The organism is Janthinobacterium sp. 35 (assembly GCF_002754575.1).
Taxonomy (GTDB): Bacteria; Pseudomonadota; Gammaproteobacteria; order Burkholderiales; family Burkholderiaceae_D; genus Janthinobacterium; species Janthinobacterium tructae.
This window is the reverse complement of record NZ_PEFN01000001.1, coordinates 5,827,835-5,851,706: the sequence shown is the minus strand read 5'-3', so window position 1 is coordinate 5,851,706 and position 23,872 is coordinate 5,827,835. Positions and strand designations below refer to the sequence as shown.

18 protein-coding genes are annotated in these 23,872 nt (G+C 64.0%); 12 read left to right on the top strand and 6 right to left on the bottom strand.

The genetic code is table 11. The annotated features are described in order from the left end of the window. Positions 1-46: 46 nt before the first annotated feature. The 3 genes from CLU93_RS26030 to CLU93_RS26020 all read left to right on the top strand — a co-directional run bounded on the left by CLU93_RS26030 (position 47) and on the right by CLU93_RS26020 (position 4,800). A complete protein-coding gene (locus tag CLU93_RS26030; protein ID WP_180287952.1) occupies positions 47-2,191 on the top strand; it encodes a TonB-dependent siderophore receptor in 2,145 nt (714 codons plus the stop codon). A gap of 55 nt (positions 2,192-2,246) precedes the next feature. Next, positions 2,247-2,642: a DUF2946 domain-containing protein gene (locus CLU93_RS26025; protein ID WP_099763976.1), complete on the top strand. Its 396-nt coding sequence runs from the start codon at positions 2,247-2,249 to the stop codon at positions 2,640-2,642. Positions 2,643-2,721: 79 nt separating this feature from the next. Next, entirely contained in the window at positions 2,722-4,800 is a 2,079-nt protein-coding gene (locus tag CLU93_RS26020; RefSeq protein WP_099763975.1) for a TonB-dependent receptor, read from the top strand. A gap of 303 nt (positions 4,801-5,103) precedes the next feature. Here CLU93_RS26020 and CLU93_RS26015 read toward each other — a convergent pair whose 3' ends face one another. Beyond that, the gene (locus CLU93_RS26015; protein ID WP_133250749.1) at positions 5,104-5,292 is read right to left on the bottom strand and encodes a hypothetical protein; all 189 of its coding nucleotides are present in this window, start codon (positions 5,290-5,292) and stop codon (positions 5,104-5,106) included. A 262-nt stretch (positions 5,293-5,554) separates the two neighbouring features. Here CLU93_RS26015 and CLU93_RS26010 point away from each other — a divergent pair, with 262 nt between their 5' ends. From CLU93_RS26010 to CLU93_RS25995, 4 genes are all read left to right on the top strand, one after another. Then, positions 5,555-6,292, top strand: coding sequence for an NYN domain-containing protein (locus tag CLU93_RS26010; RefSeq protein ID WP_099763973.1), 738 nt, complete (start codon positions 5,555-5,557; stop codon positions 6,290-6,292). A 117-nt stretch (positions 6,293-6,409) separates the two neighbouring features. Further along, positions 6,410-7,729, top strand: a complete 1,320-nt coding sequence (locus CLU93_RS26005) for a D-serine ammonia-lyase (RefSeq protein ID WP_099763972.1) — start codon at positions 6,410-6,412, stop codon at positions 7,727-7,729. Further along, positions 7,729-8,649, top strand: a complete 921-nt coding sequence (gene dsdC, locus CLU93_RS26000; RefSeq protein ID WP_099763971.1) for a DNA-binding transcriptional regulator DsdC — start codon at positions 7,729-7,731, stop codon at positions 8,647-8,649. The genes CLU93_RS26005 and dsdC overlap by 1 nt, the downstream gene beginning before the upstream one ends. Before the next feature lie 43 nt (positions 8,650-8,692). After that, positions 8,693-9,508: a ferritin-like domain-containing protein gene (locus tag CLU93_RS25995; protein ID WP_099763970.1), complete on the top strand. Its 816-nt coding sequence runs from the start codon at positions 8,693-8,695 to the stop codon at positions 9,506-9,508. 13 nt (positions 9,509-9,521) lie between these two features. Here CLU93_RS25995 and CLU93_RS28340 read toward each other — a convergent pair whose 3' ends face one another. Next, complete coding sequence (locus CLU93_RS28340) at positions 9,522-12,905, bottom strand: hypothetical protein (RefSeq protein ID WP_180287951.1); 3,384 nt, start codon at positions 12,903-12,905, stop codon at positions 9,522-9,524. Between the two features lie 228 nt (positions 12,906-13,133). On the opposite strand from CLU93_RS28340, the gene CLU93_RS25985 reads away from it, so the two are divergent. Then, on the top strand, positions 13,134-13,394 hold the full coding sequence (locus tag CLU93_RS25985) for a hypothetical protein (RefSeq protein ID WP_143451820.1): 261 nt from the start codon (positions 13,134-13,136) through the stop codon (positions 13,392-13,394). Here CLU93_RS25985 and CLU93_RS25980 read toward each other — a convergent pair. Then, positions 13,354-14,445 carry a DNA topoisomerase IB gene (locus CLU93_RS25980; protein WP_099763968.1) on the bottom strand — a complete coding sequence of 364 codons (1,092 nt, stop codon included), beginning with the start codon at positions 14,443-14,445 and terminating at the stop codon, positions 13,354-13,356. The two genes, CLU93_RS25985 and CLU93_RS25980, sit on opposite strands and share 41 nt — an antisense overlap. Positions 14,446-14,537: 92 nt before the next feature. Here CLU93_RS25980 and CLU93_RS25975 point away from each other — a divergent pair, with 92 nt between their 5' ends. Then, complete coding sequence (locus CLU93_RS25975; RefSeq protein WP_099763967.1) at positions 14,538-14,921, top strand: YkvA family protein; 384 nt, start codon at positions 14,538-14,540, stop codon at positions 14,919-14,921. On the opposite strand, the gene CLU93_RS25970 is transcribed toward CLU93_RS25975, so the two are convergent. The 3 genes from CLU93_RS25970 to CLU93_RS25960 all read right to left on the bottom strand — a co-directional run bounded on the left by CLU93_RS25970 (position 14,918) and on the right by CLU93_RS25960 (position 18,703). Beyond that, complete coding sequence (locus CLU93_RS25970) at positions 14,918-16,108, bottom strand: serine hydrolase domain-containing protein (protein ID WP_099763966.1); 1,191 nt, start codon at positions 16,106-16,108, stop codon at positions 14,918-14,920. The genes CLU93_RS25975 and CLU93_RS25970 overlap by 4 nt on opposite strands. Before the next feature lie 121 nt (positions 16,109-16,229). Then, complete coding sequence (locus CLU93_RS25965) at positions 16,230-17,525, bottom strand: cation:proton antiporter (RefSeq protein ID WP_099763965.1); 1,296 nt, start codon at positions 17,523-17,525, stop codon at positions 16,230-16,232. A 50-nt stretch (positions 17,526-17,575) separates the two neighbouring features. After that, positions 17,576-18,703 (bottom strand): mechanosensitive ion channel family protein, encoded by a 1,128-nt coding sequence (locus CLU93_RS25960; RefSeq protein WP_099763964.1) that lies wholly within the window; start codon positions 18,701-18,703, stop codon positions 17,576-17,578. Between the two features lie 261 nt (positions 18,704-18,964). Here CLU93_RS25960 and CLU93_RS25955 point away from each other — a divergent pair, with 261 nt between their 5' ends. The 3 genes from CLU93_RS25955 to CLU93_RS25945 are packed head-to-tail and all read left to right on the top strand — an operon-like array spanning position 18,965 to position 23,835. After that, positions 18,965-21,232 carry an alpha,alpha-trehalose-phosphate synthase (UDP-forming) gene (locus CLU93_RS25955; protein ID WP_099763963.1) on the top strand — a complete coding sequence of 756 codons (2,268 nt, stop codon included), beginning with the start codon at positions 18,965-18,967 and terminating at the stop codon, positions 21,230-21,232. After that, positions 21,232-21,996 carry a trehalose-phosphatase gene (otsB, locus tag CLU93_RS25950; protein ID WP_099763962.1) on the top strand — a complete coding sequence of 255 codons (765 nt, stop codon included), beginning with the start codon at positions 21,232-21,234 and terminating at the stop codon, positions 21,994-21,996. The genes CLU93_RS25955 and otsB overlap by 1 nt, the downstream gene beginning before the upstream one ends. Positions 21,997-21,999: 3 nt before the next feature. Further along, complete coding sequence (locus CLU93_RS25945; protein ID WP_099763961.1) at positions 22,000-23,835, top strand: glycoside hydrolase family 15 protein; 1,836 nt, start codon at positions 22,000-22,002, stop codon at positions 23,833-23,835. Positions 23,836-23,872: the final 37 nt, after the last annotated feature.

Genomic DNA, 23,872 nt, shown 5'->3' with positions numbered 1-23,872 from the left:
GTTAGTTTCCATTCGTATATATTTTTTTCATTGAAAGCCCGATGTCATGCCTGTCGTCTCTCCCCGCACCCGCTTGCTTCCCGTCGCCGCCGCCCTGTCGCTGGCCTTCGCTTCCCACACGGCCGGCGCCGTCAATGGGGGCAGTGGCAAGGACGACTTGACGGCTGGCGATGAGAAAGTCATGCAAGCCGTGCAGGTGACGGGCGCCCGCGCCCAAGGCCTGGTGCCGCTCACCACGGAGGCGGGCAGTTTCCGTGGTGCCAGCATCATGGACGTGCCATCGACCGTCAACGTGATCACGCGTGAATTGCTGGAACAGCAAGCCGTCTCCGGCCTGTATGACGCCGTGCGCAATACGGCAGGCGTGACGCGCCAGCAAAATGGCGGCGAAACGTGGGATCAACTGGTGATACGCGGCATCGCCGTCGAAAACCGCACGAATTACCGCCTCAACGGTTCCATGCCCATCATGAACTTTTCGCAAGTGCCCATGGAAAACAAGGAAAGGGTGGAAGTGCTGAAGGGCGCCTCGGCCCTGTACTACGGCTTTACGTCGCCGGCCGGCGTCGTCAACTTCGTCACCAAGCGGGCCGGCAGCCAGCCCGTCACCAGCATGGGCCTGAGTCTCGACGACCGTGGCAGTGCCGTGGCAAATATTGACGTGGGCCGCCGTTTTGGCGCGCAGCAGCAATTCGGCGTGCGCATCAATGCGGCCGGTGGGACGCTGGGTTCCTACCTCGATAATGTGGGCAACGGCAACCGCCGCTTCATTTCCACGGCGCTGGACTGGCGCGTGAGCAATAAACTGCTGCTGAAGGCAGATCTCGAATACGAGCGCCGCAGGGTGACGGAGCAGGCGGGCGTGGCCTTGCCTGCCGCCGTGAAAGGCGTGATCAGCCTGCCGCGCGCCGTCGATCCGCGCCAGCTGATCGGCCCCGACTGGTCGGCTTTCGAGGCGCAAACGAAGAATGCGCAATTGCGCGCCGACTATGCCATCACGGATGGCTGGGCCTTGACGGTGGAGGCGGGCCATTCGGAAACGGCGCGCGACCGCCGCCTAGCAATCTTCCGCCTGAACAATGCGGCAGCACTGGCCACGGGGGCGGGCCGCATCACGGGCAATATCCAGCACAGCGTGACGGCGTCGGACTTGTTGCGCTTTGAACTGGCCGGCAATTTCCATACGGGTTTTATTGCCCACGAGCTGACACTGGGCGCTTCGCGCACGGACAAGTCGCAAGATCCGATTTATCAGAGCAATTACACGATTGCGTCGCAAAACCTGTACAACCCCGTGCCCGTGACGAATGTCGTGTTCGGTCCCAAGCCGGTTTCGCCCACGACGGCCGCGCTCGACACGCGCGACACGGGCTTGTACGCGCTCGACCGCATGGTCTTCAGCCCGCAATGGCAAAGCGTCATCGGCGTGCGCCGCAGCAGTTACCAAAGCGACCAGGGCGCCAGCCACTATGACGTCAGCAAGACGACGCCGATGGCGTCAGTGATCTACAAGGCCACGCCCCAGTTGTCGTTTTACGCGTCCACGGCGCGCGGGCTGGAAGAGGGTGAGACGGGCCCGACGGGCACCGTCAACCAGGGCGTCAAGATGGCGCCCGGCGTGAGCCAACAGCAAGAACTGGGCGCGCGCTGGCTGACGCCGGGCGGCAGCCTGGTCTCCGCCGCCTTGTTCGACATCACGCGCCCCGGCTATTACACGAATGCCAGCAATGTGTTCACGTCGGACGGTGAACAGCGCTACCGTGGTCTGGAGGTCTCGACGCAAGGCAAGCTGACGCGCCAGCTGTCGTGGCAGACGTCGGCGCAGTTGCTCGCCCCCGAGTTTGCCCATATCAACGCCGACTACAATGGCAAGGCGCCGGAAAACGCGTCAAAACGCACGGCCAGCGCCTTTCTCGCCTACGCGTTTGACTCTGTACCGGGCCTGTCCGTCAATGGCGGCGCGTATTACTACAGCGCCCGTCCCGTGAACGACCTGAACCAGGCTTTCCTCGGCGGGGTGACACTTTTCAGTGCGGGCGCCCGCTATGCCAGCACGGTAATGAACAAGGCCGTCGTGTGGCAGCTGAACGTGGAAAACCTTGCCGACAAACGTTACTGGGCCGGCGCCGGCACGCGTTTGGCATCCGGCGCGCCGCGCGCCATCAAGCTGAGCATGAAGGTGGATTTGTAAGCAAGGTTTGACTTGCGCCCTGTGCACAGGGCGCTTGCCTTGATACAATATTGCCATGTGCATCAGCAAAGGCAAGGCCGGCATCGTCCTGTGGATCGCGTGTATCGCCATCTTCCTGGCCACGCTCGCCCCTACGGTGTCGCGCGCGCTGACGTTCGCCAGCGGCCTGGCCGTGCCCCGCCTGGAAATCTGTTCGGTGACGGGCGGCATGACCATGCTACCGGCAACACTCTCCACGGACGCGCCCGATACTTCCAAGGGCAGCATGCGCATGGGCGATTGCCCGTGCTGCAGCATGCATGCTGACACCTTGTCGGTGCCGCCTACCTCCCTCGTGCTCGCTTCCGGCGAACTGATCACGGGCTTGCTGCCCGAGCTGTTCTACCAATCCGCCACGCCGCTGTTCGCCTGGACGCCCGTCCATCCCCGTGGGCCGCCTGCCGCTTTCTGATCTGTCCTTTCCCTGAACTGTCTTGCGCCGCGCGCTTGCGTCTGTTCGTCTTACCTCTACAGAATCTGAAAGCAGCACCATGAAACATTTACCGTTATTGATTTCCCTCGCCATCGCCATGCCTGCCGTGGCCCAATCGCGCGCTGAAGATGTTTTGCCCGAGATGAAAGTCATCGTCACGGGCCTGAAGGAAGGCTACCGTCCCGCCGCCGACACGGCCCTGATGCTCAGCAGCACGCCCGGCTACAGCGTGGCGGCCGGCGGCGGCGTATCCGGCTTGCCTGTGGTGAATGGCTTTGCCGATGACCGCATCAAGATTCGCATCGACGGCATGGAACTGACCTCCGCTTGCGCCAACCACATGAATGCGCCGCTGTCCTACATCGATCCGCAGCAGGTGCAGCGCATCCGCCTGATCGCGGGCGTGACACCCGTCAGTGCAGGCGGCGACAGCATCGGCGGCACCATCGAGGTGCAATCGAACGCGCCCGTGTTCGCCCAGCCTGGCGCGGCGCTGCTGACGCAAGGCAGCTTTGCCGTCTCGGGACGCAGCGTCAACAACAGCGTGGCGACCAGCGTGAATGCCTCGGCCGGCAGCGACAGCTTGAGCATCGGCTACAGCGGCGCCTATACGCGCGGCCACAGCTATGACGATGGTCACGGCAATAAAGTGCTGGCCAGCATGTATGAAAGCATCAACCAGTCCATCGTGCTGGCGGCCAAGCGCGATGGACAGCAGCTGACCCTGCGCGCCGGCGTGCAGCACATTCCGTACCAGGGTTTTCCGAACCAGTACATGGACATGACGGACAACCACGGCCAGTTCGCCAATCTCGCTTATAAAGGCGAGTTCGGCTGGGGCGTGCTGGATGCGCGCGCCTACTGGCAGCAGACGGACCATGAAATGGGCTTTTTCTCGCCCGAGCGCAAGGGTTCAATGCCGATGATGACGCACGGGCGCGACACGGGCTATGCGCTGATGGCCAGCCTGCCGATGGCTGCGGGCGAGTTGCGCCTGGGCCAGGAGTGGCACGGTTTCCGCCTCGACGACTATTGGCCTGCCGTGCCCGGTTCCATGATGATGGGGCCGCGCACCTATTTGAACATCAACGACGGCAAGCGCGACCGCACCGTGCTGTTCGGCGAACTGGAAACGCGGCACGATGCGCGCTGGACGAGCGTGCTGGGCGTGCGCGGCGAATCCTTGCGCATGGACACGGGCGCCGTGCAATCGTATGGCACCAACATGATGAACATGCCGGACCTGATGGCCGCCAGGGCTTTCAATGCGCGCAGCCGCAGCCAGCGCGACACGAATATCGATGCCTCGGCGCAAGCCACCTTCACGGCCGATGCGGCCAGCAGCTATGCATTCGCGCTGGCGCGCAAGGTGCGTTCGCCGAATCTGTACGAGCGCTATTCGTGGGGCCGCGGCTCGATGGCCATGACCATGACCAACTGGTTTGGCGATGGTAACGGCTATGTGGGCGATATCGACCTCAAGCCCGAGACGGCTTACACGGCCGCGTTCACGGCAGACTGGCATGGCGGCGGCGAGGAGGGCTGGTTCCTGCGCGTCAATCCCTACTACAGCAAGGTCGACAATTACATCGACGTCGACGTGCTGGCATCCTTCCACCCGTACATGAAAATGGGCGCGAATGGCAACTTGCTGCGCTTTGCCAACCACGACGCCAAGCTGTATGGCGCGAATCTGGCGTGGCAGCTGCCGCTGGCGCGCAGCAGCCAATGGGGCAGCTTGATCGCCAGTGGCAATGCCGCTTACACGCGGGGCAAGCGCAGCGATGGCGGCGACCTGTACCGCATGATGCCGTTCAACGCCTTGCTGGCCGTCGAGCACAAGCTGGGCGCCTGGAGCAGCCGCATCGAAACGAAGATCGTTGCGCGCAAGGACAAGGTCGATGCGCGCCGCTTCGAACCGGAAACGGGCGGCTACGCGCTCGTCAACCTGCGTAGCAGCGTGGCATTGAGCAAGATGGCCAGCCTGAGCGCCGGCGTGAGCAACCTGTTCAACCGTGCGTATGCGGACCCGCTCGGTGGCGTGTATTTGTCCGGCTTGAAGGCGAACGGCGGGGCGCTGCAAGCCTTGCCGGCCGAGGGCAGGTCGATTGATCTGGGGCTGCAGCTGAAGTTCTAAGGTCGATAATCCGCAATAGCGCCTTCTTGCTACCGGTGGTGCTGGAAGGCGTCTGCGGGAGTCACCGCATCGATGCTAATCAAGTGCTTGCGACGATGTGCGCATGTTTCTTTTCGATCATTTGGTATTCTCGATGGCATCCTGGCTCCGGCATTTTTTGCACAGGCCTACGTCGGGTAGTCCTCTTTCCGATGGCATCGACAGATCGCTGGTATTGGCAAATGAACGGCTGGAAAATCTGGAGCGCGGGTGTGCCCGGCGTCGACTATTCAGCGCCTCCCCAGGTAATCCGGCACAAAGCCATCAATTTCCGCCTCCGCTCTTTTTTCGCCGTGACCCCGTCAGCACGCGCAGCGCGGTGGCAATCGGCACCTCGTTCCTGGCAAGGTAGGCGGCGGCCGTGGCGGTATCGAGCATTTCCTGGAAGATAATGCCGACCTCGACCTTTTGGGCCGTCAAATCGTCCTGCCTTGCGCAGTCGATGATGTCCATATTCGTAGCAGTGACTTTGTCATTCTTGGAGCGCATTTTTGCCTCGCTAGAAAAGAGAAAAAATGTCTCCTTTTATTTGCCTTTAAGATAACTTATTTTTGTGATGTTGTGGAAATTTTTCTTTACTCGATAGTGCATTCAGGAATTGAATTTAGCTATCGTCAGGGATAGGGCTGCCGGTTCTGGTATTGCCTGACGGGACATTTGGCGGCATAGTGGGGACTGCAATCAAACGGCGCTTAGCTGATGAGGCCCAAATATTATGACAAGTAATGCCAAACTGGCCGTCCTGATCGATGCGGACAATGCCCAGGCGTCGATCATCAAGGAATTGCTGACGGAGGTATCCACCTTTGGTACCGCATCGGTGAAGCGTGCCTATGGAGACTGGACTACGCCCAATTTGAAAGGCTGGAAAGAAATCCTGCATTTGATGGCCATTCAGCCGATCCAGCAATTCAGCTATACGACGGGTAAAAATTCGACGGATTCATCGTTGATCATCGACGCCATGGATTTGCTGCACTCAGAAAAGCTGGACGGCTTTTGTCTGGTATCGTCTGACAGTGATTTCACGCGCCTTGCAACACGGATACGCGAATCAGGACTGGCCGTGTATGGTTTTGGTGAAAGAAAGACGCCGCCAGCTTTCGTCGCCGCCTGCGACAAGTTTGTGTATACAGAGATTTTGCGGCCGGTAGCACCTCTTCCTTTGGCAGAAAAGCAGCAAAAACCGTTACAGGCGCTGGCGCCTGTCTCCCTCGATGCAGATACGCGGGAAGTGCTGCGCAAGGCCATCATCGCCGCAGCGCGTGATGATGGTTTTGCCTCCTTGAGTGGCGTCGGCAGTCTGATCTTGAAGAATAATCCAGCCTTCGACCCGCGCCACTACGGCTGCCAGAAATTGAGTGAACTGGTGCGTCGCCTTCCTTTCGTTGAAGTCAAAGAAGTTCAAAGCGAAAAGAATCCCGCCATGCATCTGTACATTAAATTGAAATAGGGGAGCAGCGGGTCATCATGACAGATGATCTCCCGTCATCCATTGCCTGATCAACCATCCTTTGCCAGCGGCGCCCGGATGCGGTCTAATCATGGCTTGTTCCTTGACGAGGTTGCCATGCTGCCCACTCCCGCCATCGCCGCGCTGTGCGAAAAATTTCCCCTGATTACAGAATTGATGGCCTTGCAGCCCTTGAGCTGGTTCAATCCCCGCATCGCGCCAGCGGCCGAGGCCTTGAAGGACGTGGGCTTGACGGCAGACGACGTGGCGCAGGCCAGCGCGCGCCTGGCCCGCTTCGCGCCCTATCTGGCCAGGGCGTTTCCGGAAACGCAGGCCAGCGGCGGCGTCATCGAGTCGCCCGTCGTGCCGCTGCCGGCCATGCAGGCAACGTTGGGCATGACGAGCGGTCAGCTGTGGCTCAAGCAGGATAGCCATCTGCCCATTTCCGGCTCGATCAAGGCGCGTGGCGGCATCTATGAAGTGCTGAAACATGCGGAAATGCTGGCGCTGGACGCCGGCTTGCTGAAGCAGGGCGACGATTACAGCCTGCTGGCCAGCGACGCCGTGCGCGCCTTCTTTGGCCAGTATGCGATCGCCGTCGGCTCCACGGGCAATCTGGGCTTGTCGATCGGCATCATGAGTGCGCGCCTGGGCTTTCGCGCCACCGTGCACATGTCGGCCGACGCGCGGCAATGGAAGAAGGATACATTGCGCAGCCACGGCGTCACCGTCGTCGAGTACGCGACCGACTACAGCGTGGCCGTGGAAGCGGGGCGCAGGCAGGCGGAGAATGATCCGACTTGCCACTTCGTCGACGATGAAAACTCGCACGATCTGTTTCTCGGCTACGCGGTGGCGGGCCAGCGCCTGCAAGCCCAGTTTGACGCTGCCGGCGTCGCGGTCGATGCGCAGCACCCGCTGTTCGTCTACCTGCCGTGCGGCGTCGGCGGCGGCCCCGGCGGTGTGGCCTTCGGCTTGAAACTGGCCTTTGGCGATGCCGTCCACTGCGTCTTCGTCGAGCCGACGCACTCGCCGTGCATGCTGCTGGGCGTGCACACCGGCTTGCACGAGGGTATTAGCGTGCAAGAGATCGGCATCGATAACCTCACGGCGGCCGATGGCCTGGCCGTGGGGCGCCCGTCCGGCTTTGTCGGGCGCGCCATGCAGCGGCTGATCGACGGCTACGTCACCGTCAGCGATGAAGAACTGTACCGCTTGCTGGCGACGCTGGAACAAACGCAAGGCTTGCGCCTGGAACCGTCCGCCGTGGCCGGTTTCGCGGGCATTCCTGCCGTGCTGGCCGCGCCGCAATATCAGCAGCACCTCGATACCGCCACGCACCTGGTGTGGGGCACGGGCGGCAGCATGGTGCCGGAGCAAGAAATGGCAGCTTACGTGGCGCGTGGCCGCGCGCTACTGGCGGCCGGAGCCGTTTGATGCCGGCCGGCGTGGCGCTCACAGGTACGCTGACGGCCAGCCAGTTCGCCAACCTGCATACGTTTCTCGTAGCGGCGCGCCATGCCAGCTTTGCGATGGCGGCGCAGGAACTGGCGCTCACGCCCAGCGCCGTCAGCCACCGCATCGCGCGGCTGGAAAGCAGTCTGAATCTGCGCCTGTTCGAACGATTGACGCGGCAAGTCAAACTGACGCTAGACGGCGAGCGCATCTTCGCCGCCCTGCAAATTGGCTGGGATGGCTTGCAGGCGGCGCTGGCCGGCGGCGATGCACTCACTGGCAGCGTCAGCGTGCATGCGCGCCCCTCGGTGGCCCAGTGCTGGCTGGTGCCGCGCCTGGCAAGCTTCGCTGCGCAATATCCGGATATGTCGATCGATTTGCGCGTGGGCAATGATAGCGTGGACTTTCGCGCCGGCCAGGTCGACCTGGCGCTGCACTATGGCGACGGCCACTTTCCCGGCCTGGCCTCGCGCAAATTGATGGATGAATGGCTGGCGCCCGTGTGCAGCCCGCGATATGCACGCGAGCACCGCTTGCAAGATGCGCCGCAACACCTGTCCAGCGCGACGGCACTGCACGACACCCTGGCCTGGCCCGCCTGCGCGCCCGATGCCGAGTGGCGCTTGTGGCTGGACGGGCAGGCGCCCGAGGTGAACTTGCCTGCGCGCAGCCTGCGCTTCGACCGCGCCGACCTGTGCGCGCAGGCGGCCATCCACCACGCGGGCGTGGCCATGGGCCGGCGCCAGCTGGTGCAGCCGTGGGTCGACAGCGGCCAGCTGGTTTTGCCGTTCGGCGGGTTTGCCTTGGCCAGCTCGCAGGCGTATTACCTCGTGCATGCCGCCCGGCCACTGCCGGCGCGCGTGCAGGCGCTGCTGGACTGGCTGATGGGGCAGGCTATTTGATACACTGCGCCCCTTGTTCAAGAACGCGCACGAAGGAAGCACCATGCACGCAACATCCCCACTGACCTTCACCGCGCCGCAGGAATTGCGCACCTATGCGCTCTCCTGCCTGCTCGAACCGGACCCGGCCACCAAGGTGGCGATGGTGGCGGCCATGGCCGAGGCGCAGCTTTCGCTCGATGCGCAGGCGCCGCTGGCGCCCACCGGCCCCGTGCCGGGCCGGCCCGAGCGTCCGGAACTGGTGCCGCCGCGCCTGGTGGGGCGGCGTTCGATGATCACGCCGGAAGGGCGCGCCATGCTGGTGCATGCGCTCGCGCATATCGAGTTCAATGCCATGAACCTGGCGCTGGACGCCCTGTGGCGCTTTCCGGATTTACCTACCGAGTACTACACGGACTGGCTGCGCGTGGCCAAGGAAGAAGCGACGCACTTTGCCATGCTGCAGGCGCACCTGCAGGTGCTGGGCCACACGTATGGCGACTTTCCCGGCCACGACAGCCTGTGGGAAATGGTCGACAAGACGCGCGGCGACGTGCTGGCACGCATGGCGCTGGTGCCGCGTACCCTGGAAGCGCGGGGCCTCGACGCGATTCCACCACTGCGCGCCAAGCTGGCCCAGGCGGGAGATTTGGCCGCTGCCGCCATCCTCGACATCATCCTGCGCGATGAAGTGGGGCACGTGGAAATCGGCAACCGCTGGTATGGCTACCTGTGCGACCAGCGCGGCCTGGAGTTGCGCGCCACCTATGCCGAACTGGCGCTGCGCTACGAAGCGCCCACCTTGCGCGGCCCGTTCAACCTGGAAGCGCGGCGCCGGGCCGGGTTTTCGGAGCTGGAACTGTCCGACTTGCCCGCCTGAATCTGTCGCGGCGTCACGGATGGGCCGTCAGGCTGATGTGCCAGTGGCTCAGGTGTCCCGCTTCGATATGCACTTTGATCGGCTTGATCCAGCTCCCCGCGCCGGGAATCTTGTCGGCCGGTGCGGCGGAAAAACGCCCGTCGACGAGGGCCAGCTTGACGAAGCTGGGGCCGATGTAGATGACGCGCGTGCTGGCCGGCGCCGCTTCCAGGGCCAGCATGGCGCGGTTCGCCGCGATCCACGCCAGCAGGGCCGCCAGTTTCGGCTTTTGCGCGGGGTTGGCCGCCACTTCCGCCTTCGCGTCGAGGATCAGCTGGTGAATGGCGGCGCCATTGTTTTGCCCGCCCAGCGCATCCGTGTAGCCGCCCGCGCCGTCCGCGTAGCGCAAGTCGATCTGCTGGCCGTCGCTGTGGCCGCGGTGGCCGAGGATGGAATCGCCCGCCGCCGTCTGCGTCACATGCTGGCCGCTGATGTCGTCGAAACGGTAAGCCTTGCCCGCCAGCCAGGCGATGGCCAGGCGCGTGGCCCACGAATCGCCACCCGCATCGCGCGTGCCGTAGCGCCGCGCCGCCAGCGCCGCCTCGTTGTTGGCCATGTACAGGGGAATGAAGGCCGTGTCTCCCTTGAACTCCACTTGGCCCCCTTCGGCCGGGTCGGAGCTGGCGTCCGTATTGTCGACTTTGCCCTTCAGGCGCAAGGTGACGACGGCCTTCTTGTCGAGTTTTGCGCCGGCAAAGGCGGGTAGCACCAGGCTGGGGAATGTCACCTTGCCCGCGCTCTTGGTATTGGCCTGGGACAATAAATTCTCCGTGCTGAAGGCGGGATCGCCGCCGCCGGACGAGATGCCGATATTGACTTCCGTAATCGTCGCCGCCGCCGGCGTGTAGTGCAATTCCAGCGGCAAGGTGTGCGTGCCGGTAGCCTCTCCTTGCGACACGGATACATACGGCCCCGGCAGATTGCCCGTCAGCTTGATCGGCTGCAGCACGGGACGGGCGGCCTTGTTCGGCGAGCTGAACTTCGCCTGCGTCACCTTCAAACCCTTGCACACGAGACTCAGTTCCACCGTCGTCACGGTGGCCAGGGCGCTGTCGCCGATATTCGTGGCGCTGACGTTGCCGCCCAGGCTCAAAGCGCCAGCCTGGGTTTGCTTGCTGACATCGACGCATTCCGTCCTGACGATGCTGCCCTGCGTGTAATGCGTCTGGTTGACGGCGCCCGTGGCGGCCAGGTTGACCCCTGGAAGCCCCGTCACGGCGTACGACCAGGTATCGTTGTACTGGCTTTGCGCCGTCGTGTAGACGGGGTACTCGGCCGTGCTGACGGTGATTTTCACGCCCACGTTTTTCGTGCCCTTGGGCACCGTGAAGCTGACGGGCGAGGTGATGGTCTGGTTTTGCGCGGCCGCCGTGGCCGTAAACGTCTTGCTGTCCACGTCATCCTGCAGCGTGACGTCGCCTGCACGGGGGCTGGCGGACACCGCGCGGGCGGGCGGCGCGGCGCCATCCTGCGTGACCGTGCCCGCCACATAGCTCTGCGCCGTGGCGGTGCGCTGGGCCAGGCCGGGCGCGTATGGATACACGATGCCGACGCTGACGGTGCTGCTGTTGCCGAAGACGACGGCGCTGACGCTGACCACGTTCGGGTGGACCAGGTCGTTCAAGGTCAGCTGGTAGGTGTCGGGCAGCACGCCATCGAAGTGGAAGGCGCCCGTGGCGTCAACCACGGCTACCTGGCGCTGGTGGTTGTTGTAGCCAGCCAATAACATCTTCTTGCCGGCCAGTCCCGTGGCATTGCCGCCTGCCGGTGTGCGCAGCTGGCCTTGCAGCGAGGTAGATGACTTGACGACGATCAAGGCATAGCTGGCCGTGAATTCGCCATCCTGCGAGACGAAATTGAGGTTCAGGTCATAGCTGCCGTTGGGCAAGGACGCCAGCAATTGCTGCATGGCCGTGGCGCTGATGCTGAAGGTGCCGCTGGCCGCATCGAATACCCAATACTGCTTGAGACTGACGGCCACGTCGTTCGGCCTGGACAGCAGGCCGTCGCTGTCGTCCTGCAGGGCCAGTGACGGCGCGCCCACCAGGCGGAACGTCATTCCGCCAGGCTGCAGGCGGTTGTTCGGCCCCAGTCCTGTGATGGCCAGCACGGGCGCGGTGGCCGGCAGGTTGCCGTCGTCGTCCGGCTCCACATAGGTTTCCACGGCCGTGGGCAGTTCCGTCTGGATCAGCAGGTCCAGGGTGGTGACCTTGTTGCCCTTGCTGAGGGAAAATTGCGCATGCTGGTCCACGCCCGTGTCGCCGGGCGTGGAAAAGCGCAGGCTGCCGTCCTGCAGCAGCACGTCCGTGACGGCGCCGCTGACCTTGACGCTGTCGGCGCCGTCCGTAAAGCCCAGCTCGGCCAGCGACAGCGTCACCACTTGCGCGGGCCGCACGGGATCGAGGACGATGCTGGCGTTGGCGCTGAAGGTCCACGTCAGGCCCGCGCTCTGGAAGGCGATGCTGCGCTCGATGCGCAGGGTGATGGTGTCAGCGGGCGTGACGCTGGCGCCTGCGTCGATGTTGCCGGCCAGCACCTCGCCATCGAGGATGATGCTGCCTGCGGGCGCGCTGGCCAGCACGGCTTGCACATTGCTGGCCGCCGCGCTGCTGTTGTTGCGGATGTGCACGCGATAGGTATAGTCCCAGACCGTGCGGCTGACGCGCTGCTCGCCCACTTTTTCCAGCTGTGTCACTTCGAAGTCCCCGGCGGCCTGGGCGGTGGAGCTGGTAGCCGCTGCGGCGGCCAGCAAGACTTTCGGCGCGGGCGGCTGGGTGGGATCGTTCGGCCCGCCGCAGGCGCACAGGCTCATGGCCAGCAATGGGGCCAGCGCGGCGGCGGCCAGCCGGCGCCGGCCCAGGCAGGCCATGGCCAGCACGCCGGCCAGCAGCAGCCATGGCGTGGACGGCAGGGCGACGGCGGCCGCCTGCGTGAGGCCCGTATCGAGCTCGATGAAGGAAACGGGGTCGAGGATGGAAAACGGCTGGACGCCGGGGCTGCCCGCGCCCAGATAATCGAAGGTGACGGAAAAGCCCGTGGCCGTGGCGCCCGGATTGACACCGCCGGCCAGTGCCAGCGCATCGAAGTAGCCGCTGGCGGGAATGGCGGGGTCGGGCTGCACCAGCAGCAAGTCCCAGCCCGGTGCCGTGGAAATGTCGTGCAGATTGGCGTACTGCCCCACGCTGAAGAACAGGGTAAATTCGGCGATGGGCACGGCCAGCGTGGTATTGCTGACCGTATAGTCGTAGCGCCACTGCGTGCCGCCCAGCGAGGTCGCCGTGTAGCCGATGCTGGCGGCGTGCGCGGCAGACATTGCGCACAGCAGCAGCGCCAGCAGCGCCTGCTTAATGAAGCTCATGATCATTCTCCCGTTGACTGGCGCCAAGCGTGCCCAGGCATGAGGTCAAGCAGGAAGCGTTCCCGTACACATTGTGCTGTAAAAACAAGGGCTTGGCTGGAGGTGGCCGGCGCCGGTGTCAAATCTGCCGACACTGGCCGATACGGCTGAGCTTGTCAGCGCTGTCCTACCCATCTTGTCGAAACTGTCTGATTGTATGCCTTGCGGAAACACGCGATGATCGTGCCCATGCTGCAACAACCAACCAGTCCGATGGAGTATGCGATGCAAAAGCCAGACCAGTCCATTCACGTAAACAAGCCGTTCCTGCTGATTTGCCTGTTTACCTTGGCAATCCTGGCGGCCACCTGGATGAGTACGGGCGAGGCGCCGGCCAGCGATGCCGCGCCGGCGCCCGTGGCGCGCGACGTGGGCCACGGCGCCTTGCCAGTCTGCAGCAGCGATGCCCTCACACTGTCGGCACACTGCCAGCCTGGCCGCCAGGCTTGACACTAGCCTGCAAGCGCTGCTGCAGCAAGGCCAGCACCGCCGCTTCTTCCGGCGCCAGCGCCGGTAAATCGTCCTGCAATTGCTGCCGCGCCCGCGCGCGCATGCCTTCCAACAAACTGCCATCCAGATACGCCTCCAGCACGGCCGGGTGCACATAGCACTTGCGGCAGATCGTCGGCGTGTTGCCCAGCTTCTTTGCCACCGATTCGATCGCCTGCACGATGTTTTTCTTCGCTTGCGCATCGGAATCGACCTGTTCGAACGCCTGCAGGGCCAGCGCGGCCAGCAAGGTACCGGACCAGGTGCGGAAATCCTTGGCCGTGTAGTCTTCGCCCGTCACCTCGCGCAGGTAATCGTTGACGTCGCCCGAATCGACGCCATGGCGCGCGCCGTCCTCATCGACATATTGAAACAATTCCTGCCCCGGCAGTTCGCGCATGCGCTGCAGCACCCTGGCCAGGCGCCGGTCGCTCAGGCGAATAGCGTGGCGCACGCCGCTCTTGCCCTTGAAGTGAAAGGCCACGGCGCTGCCGTCGACTTGCACGTGGCGCGTGCGCAGGGTGGTCAGGCCGAACGATTTGTTGGCGCGCGCATATTCTTCGTTGCCGATGCGCATCATCGTCAATTCCAGCAAGTGCACGATGGTGGCCAGCACTTTTTCACGGGGCAAACCGGGCAACTGCATGCCGCGCGCGACGGCGGCGCGGATGGCGGGCAGGGCGCGGCCAAAGCTGAGCATGCGCGCATATTTCACTTCGTCGCGCACCTGGCGCCAGCGCGCATGGTAGCGGTATTGCTTGCGGCCGCGCGCGTCGCGCCCCGTCGCCTGCAGGTGGCCATTCGCGTGCGGGCAGATCCACACGTCCGTCCAGGCCGGCGGAATGGCCAGTGCCTTGATGCGCGTCAAGGTGGCGGCATCGCGCAGGAGCTGGCCATCCGCGTCGCGGTAGCGGAATTTGCCGGCCTGGCCCAGGCGGGCGATGCCGCTCTGATGGTCGCCCGTGTAGCGCAGGCCGGCCGCGCGGGCCGTGGCGGTGGCAGATATTTCCATGACGATAGCTTACCTTGCACGCCGCGCACCCGGCGCGCCGTTATGCTAAGGTGCGCATTCGTAACGCCGTGCGCGGCAGACAGGAGCAGCAGATGTTTGGCAGAAAAAAGAATCTGGAACAAGACCACGCCCCCCAGGCCGACAAGCAGTATGAAAAGAAATACACGGAAGACAGCTTCTGGGACAAGGTCGTCAAGTTCGCCAAGACGGCGGGACGCGAAGTCATCGAGAAAGCCCTGTGGCTGTACTACGCGGCGCAGCAGCCGAATACCCCGCTGTGGGCCAAGACGGCCATCTATGGCGCGCTCGGCTATTTCATTTCGCCCATCGATGCGATTCCCGACATCACGCCCGTTGTCGGCTATGCGGACGACCTGGCCGTGCTGGCGGCTGCCGTCGCCACGGTCGCCACCTACATCACGGCCGAGGTCAAGGAGCGCGCCGCCGACAAGCTGCGCGGCTGGTTCGGCGCCTAGCTTTTCCTGACAACTGGCACGCCGCTGCCCCCATGCGCGAGCAGGCGCAGCACGACTTCTTTCTGGAATGAACGAAACTCCTTGTCGGCGCTGACGTTGGCGAAGGCCAGCACGGCTGTCCTGCTGGCGCGGTCGACGCAGACGACGGACGCGGCGCCCGGGTCGCCGCCGCTGTGCGTGGCCAGCGGTTTGCCGTCGACATCGCGCAGCAGCCACACCAGGGCCTGGCGCACGGACGAGTCGGCAGGCACGACGGGGGCCGTTTGCGGGGCAAAAAACAATTGCAGGGTGGCATCTTGCAGATAGCGGTGGCCATCGACCCGGCCGCCATTGCTGAAAATGGCCAGGAAACGGGCAAAGTCATGCGCCGAGCTGCGCAGCAGGCCGGCCGGCCAGTCCGGATAGCCGACGGGCGGCAGCACTTGCAGGCCCGGCTCCTTGTGTGCATACGGCTGGGCCACGACGGCGCGCCGCGGCAAGCCGGCCAGGTTCCAGGCCGTGCTGTCCATGCCCAGCGGTTCGAACAGGTGCTCCTGCGCAAAGGCGTCGAGGCCGTCGGGGTTAAGCCGGCCTACCAGATAGCCGAGCAGGGCGATACCCACATTGCTGTAACGCCATTCCGTGCCGGGCCGGGAGGCAAACGACACATCCGCGTCGTACCAGGCGCCGCCGCGCGACAGATAGCCCTTGACGAAGTCGCGCAGCGGTAAGCGCGGGTCGCCCTGCACGGCAAACGCCGTCGTCTTTTCGTACACGGCATCGGAAATGCCCGAGGTGTGATTGAGCAAATGGCGAAAGGTGATGGGCACGTCGGGAAACTTCGGATGCATGAGCGGGAAGTCCAGATAGGCCGCCACCTTGTCGTCGAGCTGGAAGGCACCTTGTTCCAGCAGCATCATGACGGCCGTGGCCGTGACGAGCTTGCTGACGGAGGCGACATGGAACACCGTATTGGCATCGGCCTTCTTGCCGGCCTGGATGTCGGCCCAGCCATAACCGCGCGCGAAGATTGTTTGCTCGCCGCGCACCACGGCCACGCTCATGCCCGGCGTTTCCGTGCGGGCCAGGCCATCGCGCATGAAGCCGTCAAATTCCGTTTCCCACGCCAGCCTGGCCGGATCGGTGGCGCAGCCCGTTTGCAGCAGGGCCAGTGAGACGCCGAGTCCCAGCACGCTTCTTCGTTTCATTGATTCTTTCTTTTGCCATTTTTAATTATCTTAACAATATTTCCGCCCACCATAGGGGCAATTGACAAATCATTGCTCTGCAGCAATGACAAAGGGACCGGCCAGCGCTTATTTGCACCAGTTATTTGCGCCAGTAGCGTTCCAGCAGGGGTTTGACGGTCAGGCCGTGGGCGACGATGGAGAGGATGACGACGACCACGGTGATGTCGGCCAGTTCGCGCGCCAGGCCGCGCGGCAAGCCATGCGCGATGGCATAGCTGAGGTAATACAGCGAGCCGATGCCGCGCACGCCGAACCACGCGGCCAGGCCCCGCAGACGCACGCTGGTGCCCGACGCCAATAAACCGAGCATCACGCTGGCCGGGCGCGCCACCAGCAGCAGGAACAGCGCCACGCTCCACGCCTGCCAACTCCAGGCCGCCGCCGTGACGGTGCCGCCCAGCAACAGCACCAGGGTCAGTTCGGACAGGCGTTCCAGGTGTTCCTTGAAGACGAGCGATTCGCCGCTGACGGTCAGCGGCACGTCGCTGCCGTGCGGCTTGGCGGCGGACACGGCATGGGTTGCCTCGGCTTGCAGCAAGCCTTGCCGGTCTTTCGGCGCGCCGGCCAGCCGCAGTTCCGTCTGGCGCAGGGCCACGCCGGCAAAGAACACGGCCAAAAAGCCCCACGCGTGCAGCCAGGTGGCCAGGCCATACACCAAGGCGATCAGGCCCAGCGCCGCCAGGTCGTCCAGCATCGCGTGTTTCGGCTCCTTGGCGCGCACCTGCCAGCCCAGCCAGGCCAGCAGCGCGCCGCCGGCCGCGCCCAGGGCGATGGCGGCGCCGCTGGCCCAGACCAAATCGCGCCACAGCCAGGTGGCGCCATGCGGCCCCAGTTCATGCAGGCCCAGCAAGCCCAGTCCCAGCATGACGAAAGGAAAGCCGCTGCCATCGTTCATGCCCGCTTCGCTGGTCAGGATGAAGCGCAATTGCTCGCTGTCGCCCGCATGGCGCAGCTGCACGTCGGTGGCCAGCACGGGGTCGGTGGGCGCGAGGATGGCGCCCAGCAGCACGCCCGCGCCCAGCGGCAAGCCCAGCACCAGGTACGCAAAGGCGGCCACCAGGGCCACGGAAATGGCCATCGACAGCCAGGCCAGACGCAGCGAGGGCAGCCAGCGCGCCAGGCTGAAGGGCACGGGCATCTTGACACCGGCGGAAAACAGGGAGATGAGGACGGCGATTTCCGTCAGGGTTTCCAGCAGGGGCGCCTGCTGCAGCAGGTCGAACGCAAACAGGCCGAGGAACATGGGCCCCAGCAGCAGACCCACGCCCAGGTAAGCCATGGCCGACGTCAAGGGCAGGCGCGCGATGCGGTCGGCGCCCAGGCCGCGCGCCAGCATCAGGCAGCCGATCAGGATGAACCAGGCGGTAGTGCTCATGCGCCTTATTTTAGCGGCGCATGGGCGAGGGCAGCGCGCCGCAGGGTTTTTTACGCCTTATTCTCAGCCTTGTACGGCGACACGCTGTCGTTCTGCGCCTGCATGCCATGTACCTCGATGGGGTCGTGCGTGGAGCGCAAGCGGGGCAGGCTGTGCGGATAATTGCTCGTGATAAAGGCCAGCATCTGCTCGCGCACGAGGCAGCGTAATTCAAATGCCGTGCCGGAATCGACTGCACTGATCAGAAAGCGCACGCGCACGGCCCGCTCGTTCGAATCCGTCGCCTGCACGGTGCAGACGCGCCCATCCCATTGCTTGGCCCCTTCGCAGATGCGCGTCAGTTCCGCGCGCAGCGGTTCGATCGGGACGCTGAAATCGAGCCACAGGAACACCGTGCCCAGGATGTCCGAGGAGGTATGCGTCCAGTTCTCGAACGGATTTTCGATGAACCACTGCAGCGGCACGATCAAACGCCGTTCATCCCACACGCGCACGACCACGTAGGTGCCCTTGATTTCCTCGACCGTGCCCCATTCGCCATTGACGATCAGCACGTCGTCGATGCGGATGGGTTGAGAGAACGCAATTTGCAGCCCTGCAATGAAATTGCCGAGCACGGGGCGGGCGGCGATACCGGCCACCAGGCCCGCCACGCCGGCCGAAGCGAGCAGGCTGGCGCCGATCTGCCGCGCGCCGGGCAAGGTCAGCAGCACGAAAGACAGGCCCAGCAGGACCACGATGGCGTGCGCGCTGCGCGTCAGCACGCGGGCCTGGGTGATCCGGCGCCGCGCGCGCAGGTTGTCGGCCGCGTCGACGGGGTTGATCTGGGAAATTGTGATGGAAAGCGACTCGATGCATTGCATGGCCAGCCAGGTCAGCGCGATGATCAGCGCCACGCTGGTGACATGCGACATGGCGACCAGGCCCGGCGTGTCGTCGGGCGCGCTGGCCAGCACCATGCGCAGGCCGAAGACGATCAGGCACAGCTGGCTGGCGCGGAAGGCCACGCGCGCGACGTTGCTGGCCAGCGCGTGGCCATTGGCGAGTTTTTTCAGCAAACCGATGCCGGCCCGGTGCACGACGATGGCGACCAGGGTGACGAGCAGGGCGGAAACGAGCACGGTCAGCGCCGAGCGCAGCGGGCCTCCCATCAGCGAGTGAAACGTGCTGAGATCCATAGGCGAAAACTCCTTCGTTATTGGTGAAATGGATGTCGGAAGCGGGTATTTTACGGGCAGATGGCGTCACGCGGGCGTGCGTTGCCGAACGGATAAGACTTGCATCAACGTGGATACTGGCAGAAATTGCTGCGCTGCGCCATGCCACGTTGACGTTTCAATACGCAAAGCAAACGCGCGCCGCCGTATTGGAAATATAGCCATACTTGCAATGGTTGTTCATGTCTGCAAAGGAAAACGATGATAGTACGATCACTCCGAATGTCCTTGCGCTTCATCCTGCCACTGGCCCTGGTGCTGGGATTGTTTGCTTATATTGTGGTACCCCTGCTCGATAATATTACCTTGCGCTGGTATGTGCGCGACCTCGACAGCCGGGCGGAATTGCTCGCTGGAACCCTCCGCCCCTCGCTCACCGACTACCTGCCCGAAAAAGATGCCACGCGCATCGGTGAACTGTTCCAGGGCGCCACGCGCGACGAACGCCTGATCGCCATCGGCTTTTGCGACAATGCGGGCCACTTGCTGTACCAATCCGCGCAATACCCGGCCTCCATCGGCTGCTGGAGCACGCCTCCCACGGGCGGCCTGTACAAATCCCTGGCGCAATTGCCGCAAGGGCAAGTCCACCTCAGCGAAACGCCCGTCATGCACGATGCATCCCAGCTGGGCCGCCTGGTGCTGGTGCAGGACATGAGCTTTGTCGAGCGCCGCAATACCGATACCAAGCGCTTCATTTTTGCCTTCCTGGCCGTGCTGGCCGTGCTCATTTCCCTGATGACCGTGTTCGTCGCCCACCTGAGCTGGCGCGGCTGGCTGTCCGCCGTCAAGGATATTTTACGGGGCGAATTGCTGCCGAAAAGTAATGGCGCAGTGGCCACCGCCACGGCGCCCGCCGCCGCACCCGCGCCGCCGCCGGAAATGCAGCCGCTGATCGGCGACTTGCGCGAATTGCTGCAGGAATATCATCTGGAACGCCAGGGTGACAGTGGCTGGACCTCGGAGTGGACGCCGGAAAAACTGCGCGGCTTGCTCGAGGCGGACCTGGCCGGTGACCAGGTGCTGGTGGTGTCGAACCGCGAACCATATATCCACACCAAAACAGATGCCGGTATTACCGTGCAGCGCCCGGCCAGCGGCCTGGTGACGGCCGTGGAGGCGGTGATGCGCGCGTGCTCCGGCACGTGGATCGCGCATGGCGCCGGTTCCGCCGACCGCGAAACGGTGGATAAATTCGACCACGTGCCCGTGCCGCCCGATAACCCCAGCTATACCTTGCGCCGCGTGTGGCTGACGGACGAGGAAGAGCAGGGCTACTATTATGGCTTTGCCAATGAAGGCATGTGGCCGCTGTGCCATATCGCCCACGTGCGCCCCGTGTTCCGCTCGTCCGACTGGGAGCAGTATGTGAAGGTCAACCGCCGCTTCGCCGACGCCGTGATTGCCGAGGCGAAGACGGACAACCCCGTCGTGCTGGTGCAGGATTACCACTTTGCCTTGCTGCCACGCATGGTGCGTGAAGCCTTGCCGAAGGCGACCATCATCACTTTCTGGCATATCCCCTGGCCGAACTCGGAATCGTTCGGCATTTGCCCTTGGCGCGAGGAAATCCTCGACGGCTTGCTGGGCAGCACGATCCTCGGTTTCCACACGCCATTCCACCGCAAGAATTTCCTCGAAACGGTGGACCGCTATCTGGAAACCCGCATCGAACCGGAGGCTTCCACGATTTCCTATGGCGGCGAGATGACGCAGGTCGAGGATTACCCGATCTCGATCGCCTGGCCCGAGGAAAATCCCGAACAGCCCGACGTGGCCACCTGCCGCGCGCAAATCCGCGCCGAACTGGGCGTATCTGCCGATCACTTGCTGGGTATCGGCGTGGATCGCCTCGATTACACGAAAGGCATCGTCGAGCGCTTCCAGGCTGTCGAGCGCATGCTGGAACAGCAGCCTGGCATGGTCGGTCATTTCACTTTCGTGCAAATCGCTGCCCCCAGCCGAGCTTCGCTCGATGAATATCAAAGTTTTGATGCCAGGGTGCGCAAGATGGTCGAGCGGATCAACCGCCGCTTCGGCAGCGGCAGCTATGTACCCATCCTGCTGAAAGCCGAACATCATGGCCAGGACGACTTGCAGCGCTATTTCCGCGCTTCCGAGGTGTGCATGGTCACAAGCTTGCATGACGGCATGAATTTGGTGGCCAAGGAATTCATCGCCGCGCGCGACGATGAGCTGGGCGTGCTGGTGCTGTCGCAATTCACGGGCGCGGCGCGCGAGCTGCATGAAGCGCTGATCATCAATCCGTATCACATCGAGCAGGGCGCCGATGCCCTGTACCGTGGCCTCGTGATGCCGCCCGTGGAGCAGCGCGAGCGCATGAAAAGCATGCGGGCACGTGTGAAACATTTCAATGTCTACCGCTGGGCCGGGCGCATGCTGCTGGACGCGGCCCGCTTGCGCCAGCGCGACAAGGTCATGACCAAGATCGACGCCCACAGCCGCATCAAGCGGCGCAAGGGGCTCTGATGACGCAGACTCTTGACGATAGCGCGGCCCTGTTGCAACTGTTGAGTGCACCCGGAACAGCCGTCTTCCTCGACTTCGACGGCACCCTGGTCGACCTGGCGCCCACGCCCGATGGCGTGCGCCTGGAGCCGGGTGTGGTGGAAGCGCTGGCGCTGCTGGCCGAACGCCATGGCGGTGCGTTGGCCGTGATTTCCGGGCGGCCCGTGGCGCAGATCGATGCCATGCTGGCGCCCCTGGTCTTGCCGGTGGCCGGTGTGCATGGCGTAGAGCGGCGCGGCGTCGATGGAACGCTGCATGTGGCTGCCACGCCCGATGTCTCTCCCGTGCTGGCCCGTGCCCAGGCGCTGGCCGCTGTCCACCCCGGTTTGCTGGTGGAACAGAAGCGGGGTGCCGTGGCCCTGCATTACCGTCTGGCGCCCGAACTCGAACAGCTGTGCTCGCAGGAAATGACAGCGGCCGTGCAAGCGTGCCCGGGGGTGTTGCTGTTGCATGGCAAAATGGTCCTGGAAGCCAAGCCGGCCGCCACCGACAAGGGCGGCGCCATCGCCGCCTTCCTGCGCGAACCCCCGTTTGCCGGCCGCCGGCCCGTGTTCGCGGGCGACGACACCACTGACGAAGCAGGCTTTGCCTTTGTACAACAAGTTGGCGGGCAGGGCGTGAAAGTGGGCCTCGGCCCCAGCGCCGCCACCCTGCGCCTGGCCAGCCCGGGCGCCTTGCGCACGGCGCTGCTGGCCGCCTCCGTATCCCCGACATCGAAGGAGTAGCCCATGACAACATCCTATGACACCCCCAGCGGCGCGCACGTTGGCAGCAAGCCGCCCGCGCAAGCGTCCCTGAACTGCGGCGTGGTGGGCAATTGTGCCTTCAGCGCCCTGATCGACCAGGCCGGGCAAGTGGTCTGGTCCTGCCTGCCCCGTTTCGATGGCGATCCCGTCTTCAACGGCCTGCTGGACGCGACGGAAAACGGCAGCGTGTGGGGCATCGACATTGAAAACTTTGCGCGCAGCGAGCAATTCTACGAGCCGAACACGGCCGTACTGCGCACGCGTCTGTACGATACGCAGGGGCGCGGCGTGGAAATCACGGATTTCGCGCCCCGATTCCTCAGCCGCGACCGCATGTTCCGCCCGCTGATGCTGATCCGCCGCGTGCGCCCGCTCGACCACGCCGTGCGCATCCGCGTGCGCCTGCGCCCCCGCTACGACTGGGGCAGGCTGGCGCCGCAGATCACGCAGGGCAGCCACCACATCCGCTACGTGGGACCGGAACAGACCTTGCGCCTGAACACCGATGTGTCGCTCAACTATGTATTGAGCGAAACCTATTTCGTGCTGGGCGGCACGGCCAACTTCCTGCTGGGCCCCGATGAAACCCTGGCCGGCGGCATCGACGAGACGGCGCGCATCTTCGAAAAGGACACCATCAACTATTGGCGCACCTACACGCGCCGCCTGGCCGTACCGCTGGAATGGCAGGACGTGGTCATTCGCGCGGCCATCACATTAAAACTGTCGCTGTATGAAGACACGGGCGCCATCATCGCCGCCATGACCACCAGCATTCCCGAAGCGCCCGGCAGCAGCCGCAACTGGGATTACCGCTATTGCTGGCTGCGCGACGCCTTCTTCGTCGTGCGCGCCCTGAACAGCCTGTCGGAAGTGGGCACGATGGAAGAGTATCTGCGCTGGCTGACGAATATCGTCGCCCGCTCGAAGGGCGGCCACATCCAGCCCCTTTACGGCATCGGCCTGGAAGAGCAATTGCCCGAATCGACGCTGGACCACTTGCCCGGCTACCGGGGCAATGGTCCCGTGCGCGTGGGCAACCAGGCGCAGGAACACTTCCAGCACGATGTGTACGGCAACATTGTTTTAGGCGCGGCGCAGGCTTTCCTTGACCACCGGCTGTTCCACCGGGCCGGCAAGGCCGAGTTTGCCGCGCTGGAAGCCGTGGGCGACCAGGCCTTCCGCCTGCATGCGGAGCCGGACGCGGGCATGTGGGAGCTGCGCACGCGGGCGCGCGTCCATACCTCGTCCATGCTGATGAGCTGGGCCGCCTGCGACCGCCTGGCCAAGGTCGCCCATAAGCTGGGCTTGCCGGACCGCGCCGACCACTGGAACAGCCGCGCCGTGCTGATCCGTGAGCGCCTGCTGCGTGAAGCGTGGAGCGAAGAGCGCCAGGCCTTCGCGGAAAGCCTGGGTGGGCGCGACCTCGATGCGTCCGTGCTGCTGATGGCGGAAGTCAACTTCATCGACCCCATGGACCCGCGTTTTATCGCGACAGTCGACGCGCTGGAAGCATCGCTGTGCGACGGCCCCTACATGCGCCGCTACGAAGCGCCCGACGACTTCGGCAAACCGGAAACAGCCTTCAACATCTGCACCTTCTGGCGCATCGACGCGCTGGCGCGCATCGGCAGGAAGGACGAAGCGCGCAAAATCTTCGAGACGATGTTAATGGCGCGCAACCACCTGGGCTTGCTGTCGGAAGACACGCACCCCGTCACGGGCGAAATGTGGGGCAATTTCCCGCAGACGTATTCGATGGTGGGCTTGATCAACTGCGCCGTGCGCTTGTCGGCGCCGTGGGATAGCGCTGTTTAAGAGCGGGCCGGGATCGCGGGCCTGAGCGTTATCCCTG

Excerpts from the sequence above, each read along its gene's own strand:
- CLU93_RS26030 (WP_180287952.1), top strand. The coding sequence starts at position 47 with ATGCCTGTCGTCTCTCCCCGCACCCGCTTGCTTCCCGTCGCCGCCGCC.
- CLU93_RS26025 (WP_099763976.1), top strand. The coding sequence starts at position 2,247 with ATGTGCATCAGCAAAGGCAAGGCCGGCATCGTCCTGTGGATCGCGTGT.
- CLU93_RS26020 (WP_099763975.1), top strand. The coding sequence starts at position 2,722 with ATGAAACATTTACCGTTATTGATTTCCCTCGCCATCGCCATGCCTGCC.
- CLU93_RS26015 (WP_133250749.1), bottom strand. The coding sequence starts at position 5,292 with ATGGACATCATCGACTGCGCAAGGCAGGACGATTTGACGGCCCAAAAG.
- CLU93_RS26010 (WP_099763973.1), top strand. The coding sequence starts at position 5,555 with ATGACAAGTAATGCCAAACTGGCCGTCCTGATCGATGCGGACAATGCC.
- CLU93_RS26005 (WP_099763972.1), top strand. The coding sequence starts at position 6,410 with ATGCTGCCCACTCCCGCCATCGCCGCGCTGTGCGAAAAATTTCCCCTG.
- dsdC (WP_099763971.1), top strand. The coding sequence starts at position 7,729 with ATGCCGGCCGGCGTGGCGCTCACAGGTACGCTGACGGCCAGCCAGTTC.
- CLU93_RS25995 (WP_099763970.1), top strand. The coding sequence starts at position 8,693 with ATGCACGCAACATCCCCACTGACCTTCACCGCGCCGCAGGAATTGCGC.
- CLU93_RS28340 (WP_180287951.1), bottom strand. The coding sequence starts at position 12,905 with ATGAGCTTCATTAAGCAGGCGCTGCTGGCGCTGCTGCTGTGCGCAATG.
- CLU93_RS25985 (WP_143451820.1), top strand. The coding sequence starts at position 13,134 with ATGCTGCAACAACCAACCAGTCCGATGGAGTATGCGATGCAAAAGCCA.
- CLU93_RS25980 (WP_099763968.1), bottom strand. The coding sequence starts at position 14,445 with ATGGAAATATCTGCCACCGCCACGGCCCGCGCGGCCGGCCTGCGCTAC.
- CLU93_RS25975 (WP_099763967.1), top strand. The coding sequence starts at position 14,538 with ATGTTTGGCAGAAAAAAGAATCTGGAACAAGACCACGCCCCCCAGGCC.
- CLU93_RS25970 (WP_099763966.1), bottom strand. The coding sequence starts at position 16,108 with ATGAAACGAAGAAGCGTGCTGGGACTCGGCGTCTCACTGGCCCTGCTG.
- CLU93_RS25965 (WP_099763965.1), bottom strand. The coding sequence starts at position 17,525 with ATGAGCACTACCGCCTGGTTCATCCTGATCGGCTGCCTGATGCTGGCG.
- CLU93_RS25960 (WP_099763964.1), bottom strand. The coding sequence starts at position 18,703 with ATGGATCTCAGCACGTTTCACTCGCTGATGGGAGGCCCGCTGCGCTCG.
- CLU93_RS25955 (WP_099763963.1), top strand. The coding sequence starts at position 18,965 with ATGTCCTTGCGCTTCATCCTGCCACTGGCCCTGGTGCTGGGATTGTTT.
- otsB (WP_099763962.1), top strand. The coding sequence starts at position 21,232 with ATGACGCAGACTCTTGACGATAGCGCGGCCCTGTTGCAACTGTTGAGT.
- CLU93_RS25945 (WP_099763961.1), top strand. The coding sequence starts at position 22,000 with ATGACAACATCCTATGACACCCCCAGCGGCGCGCACGTTGGCAGCAAG.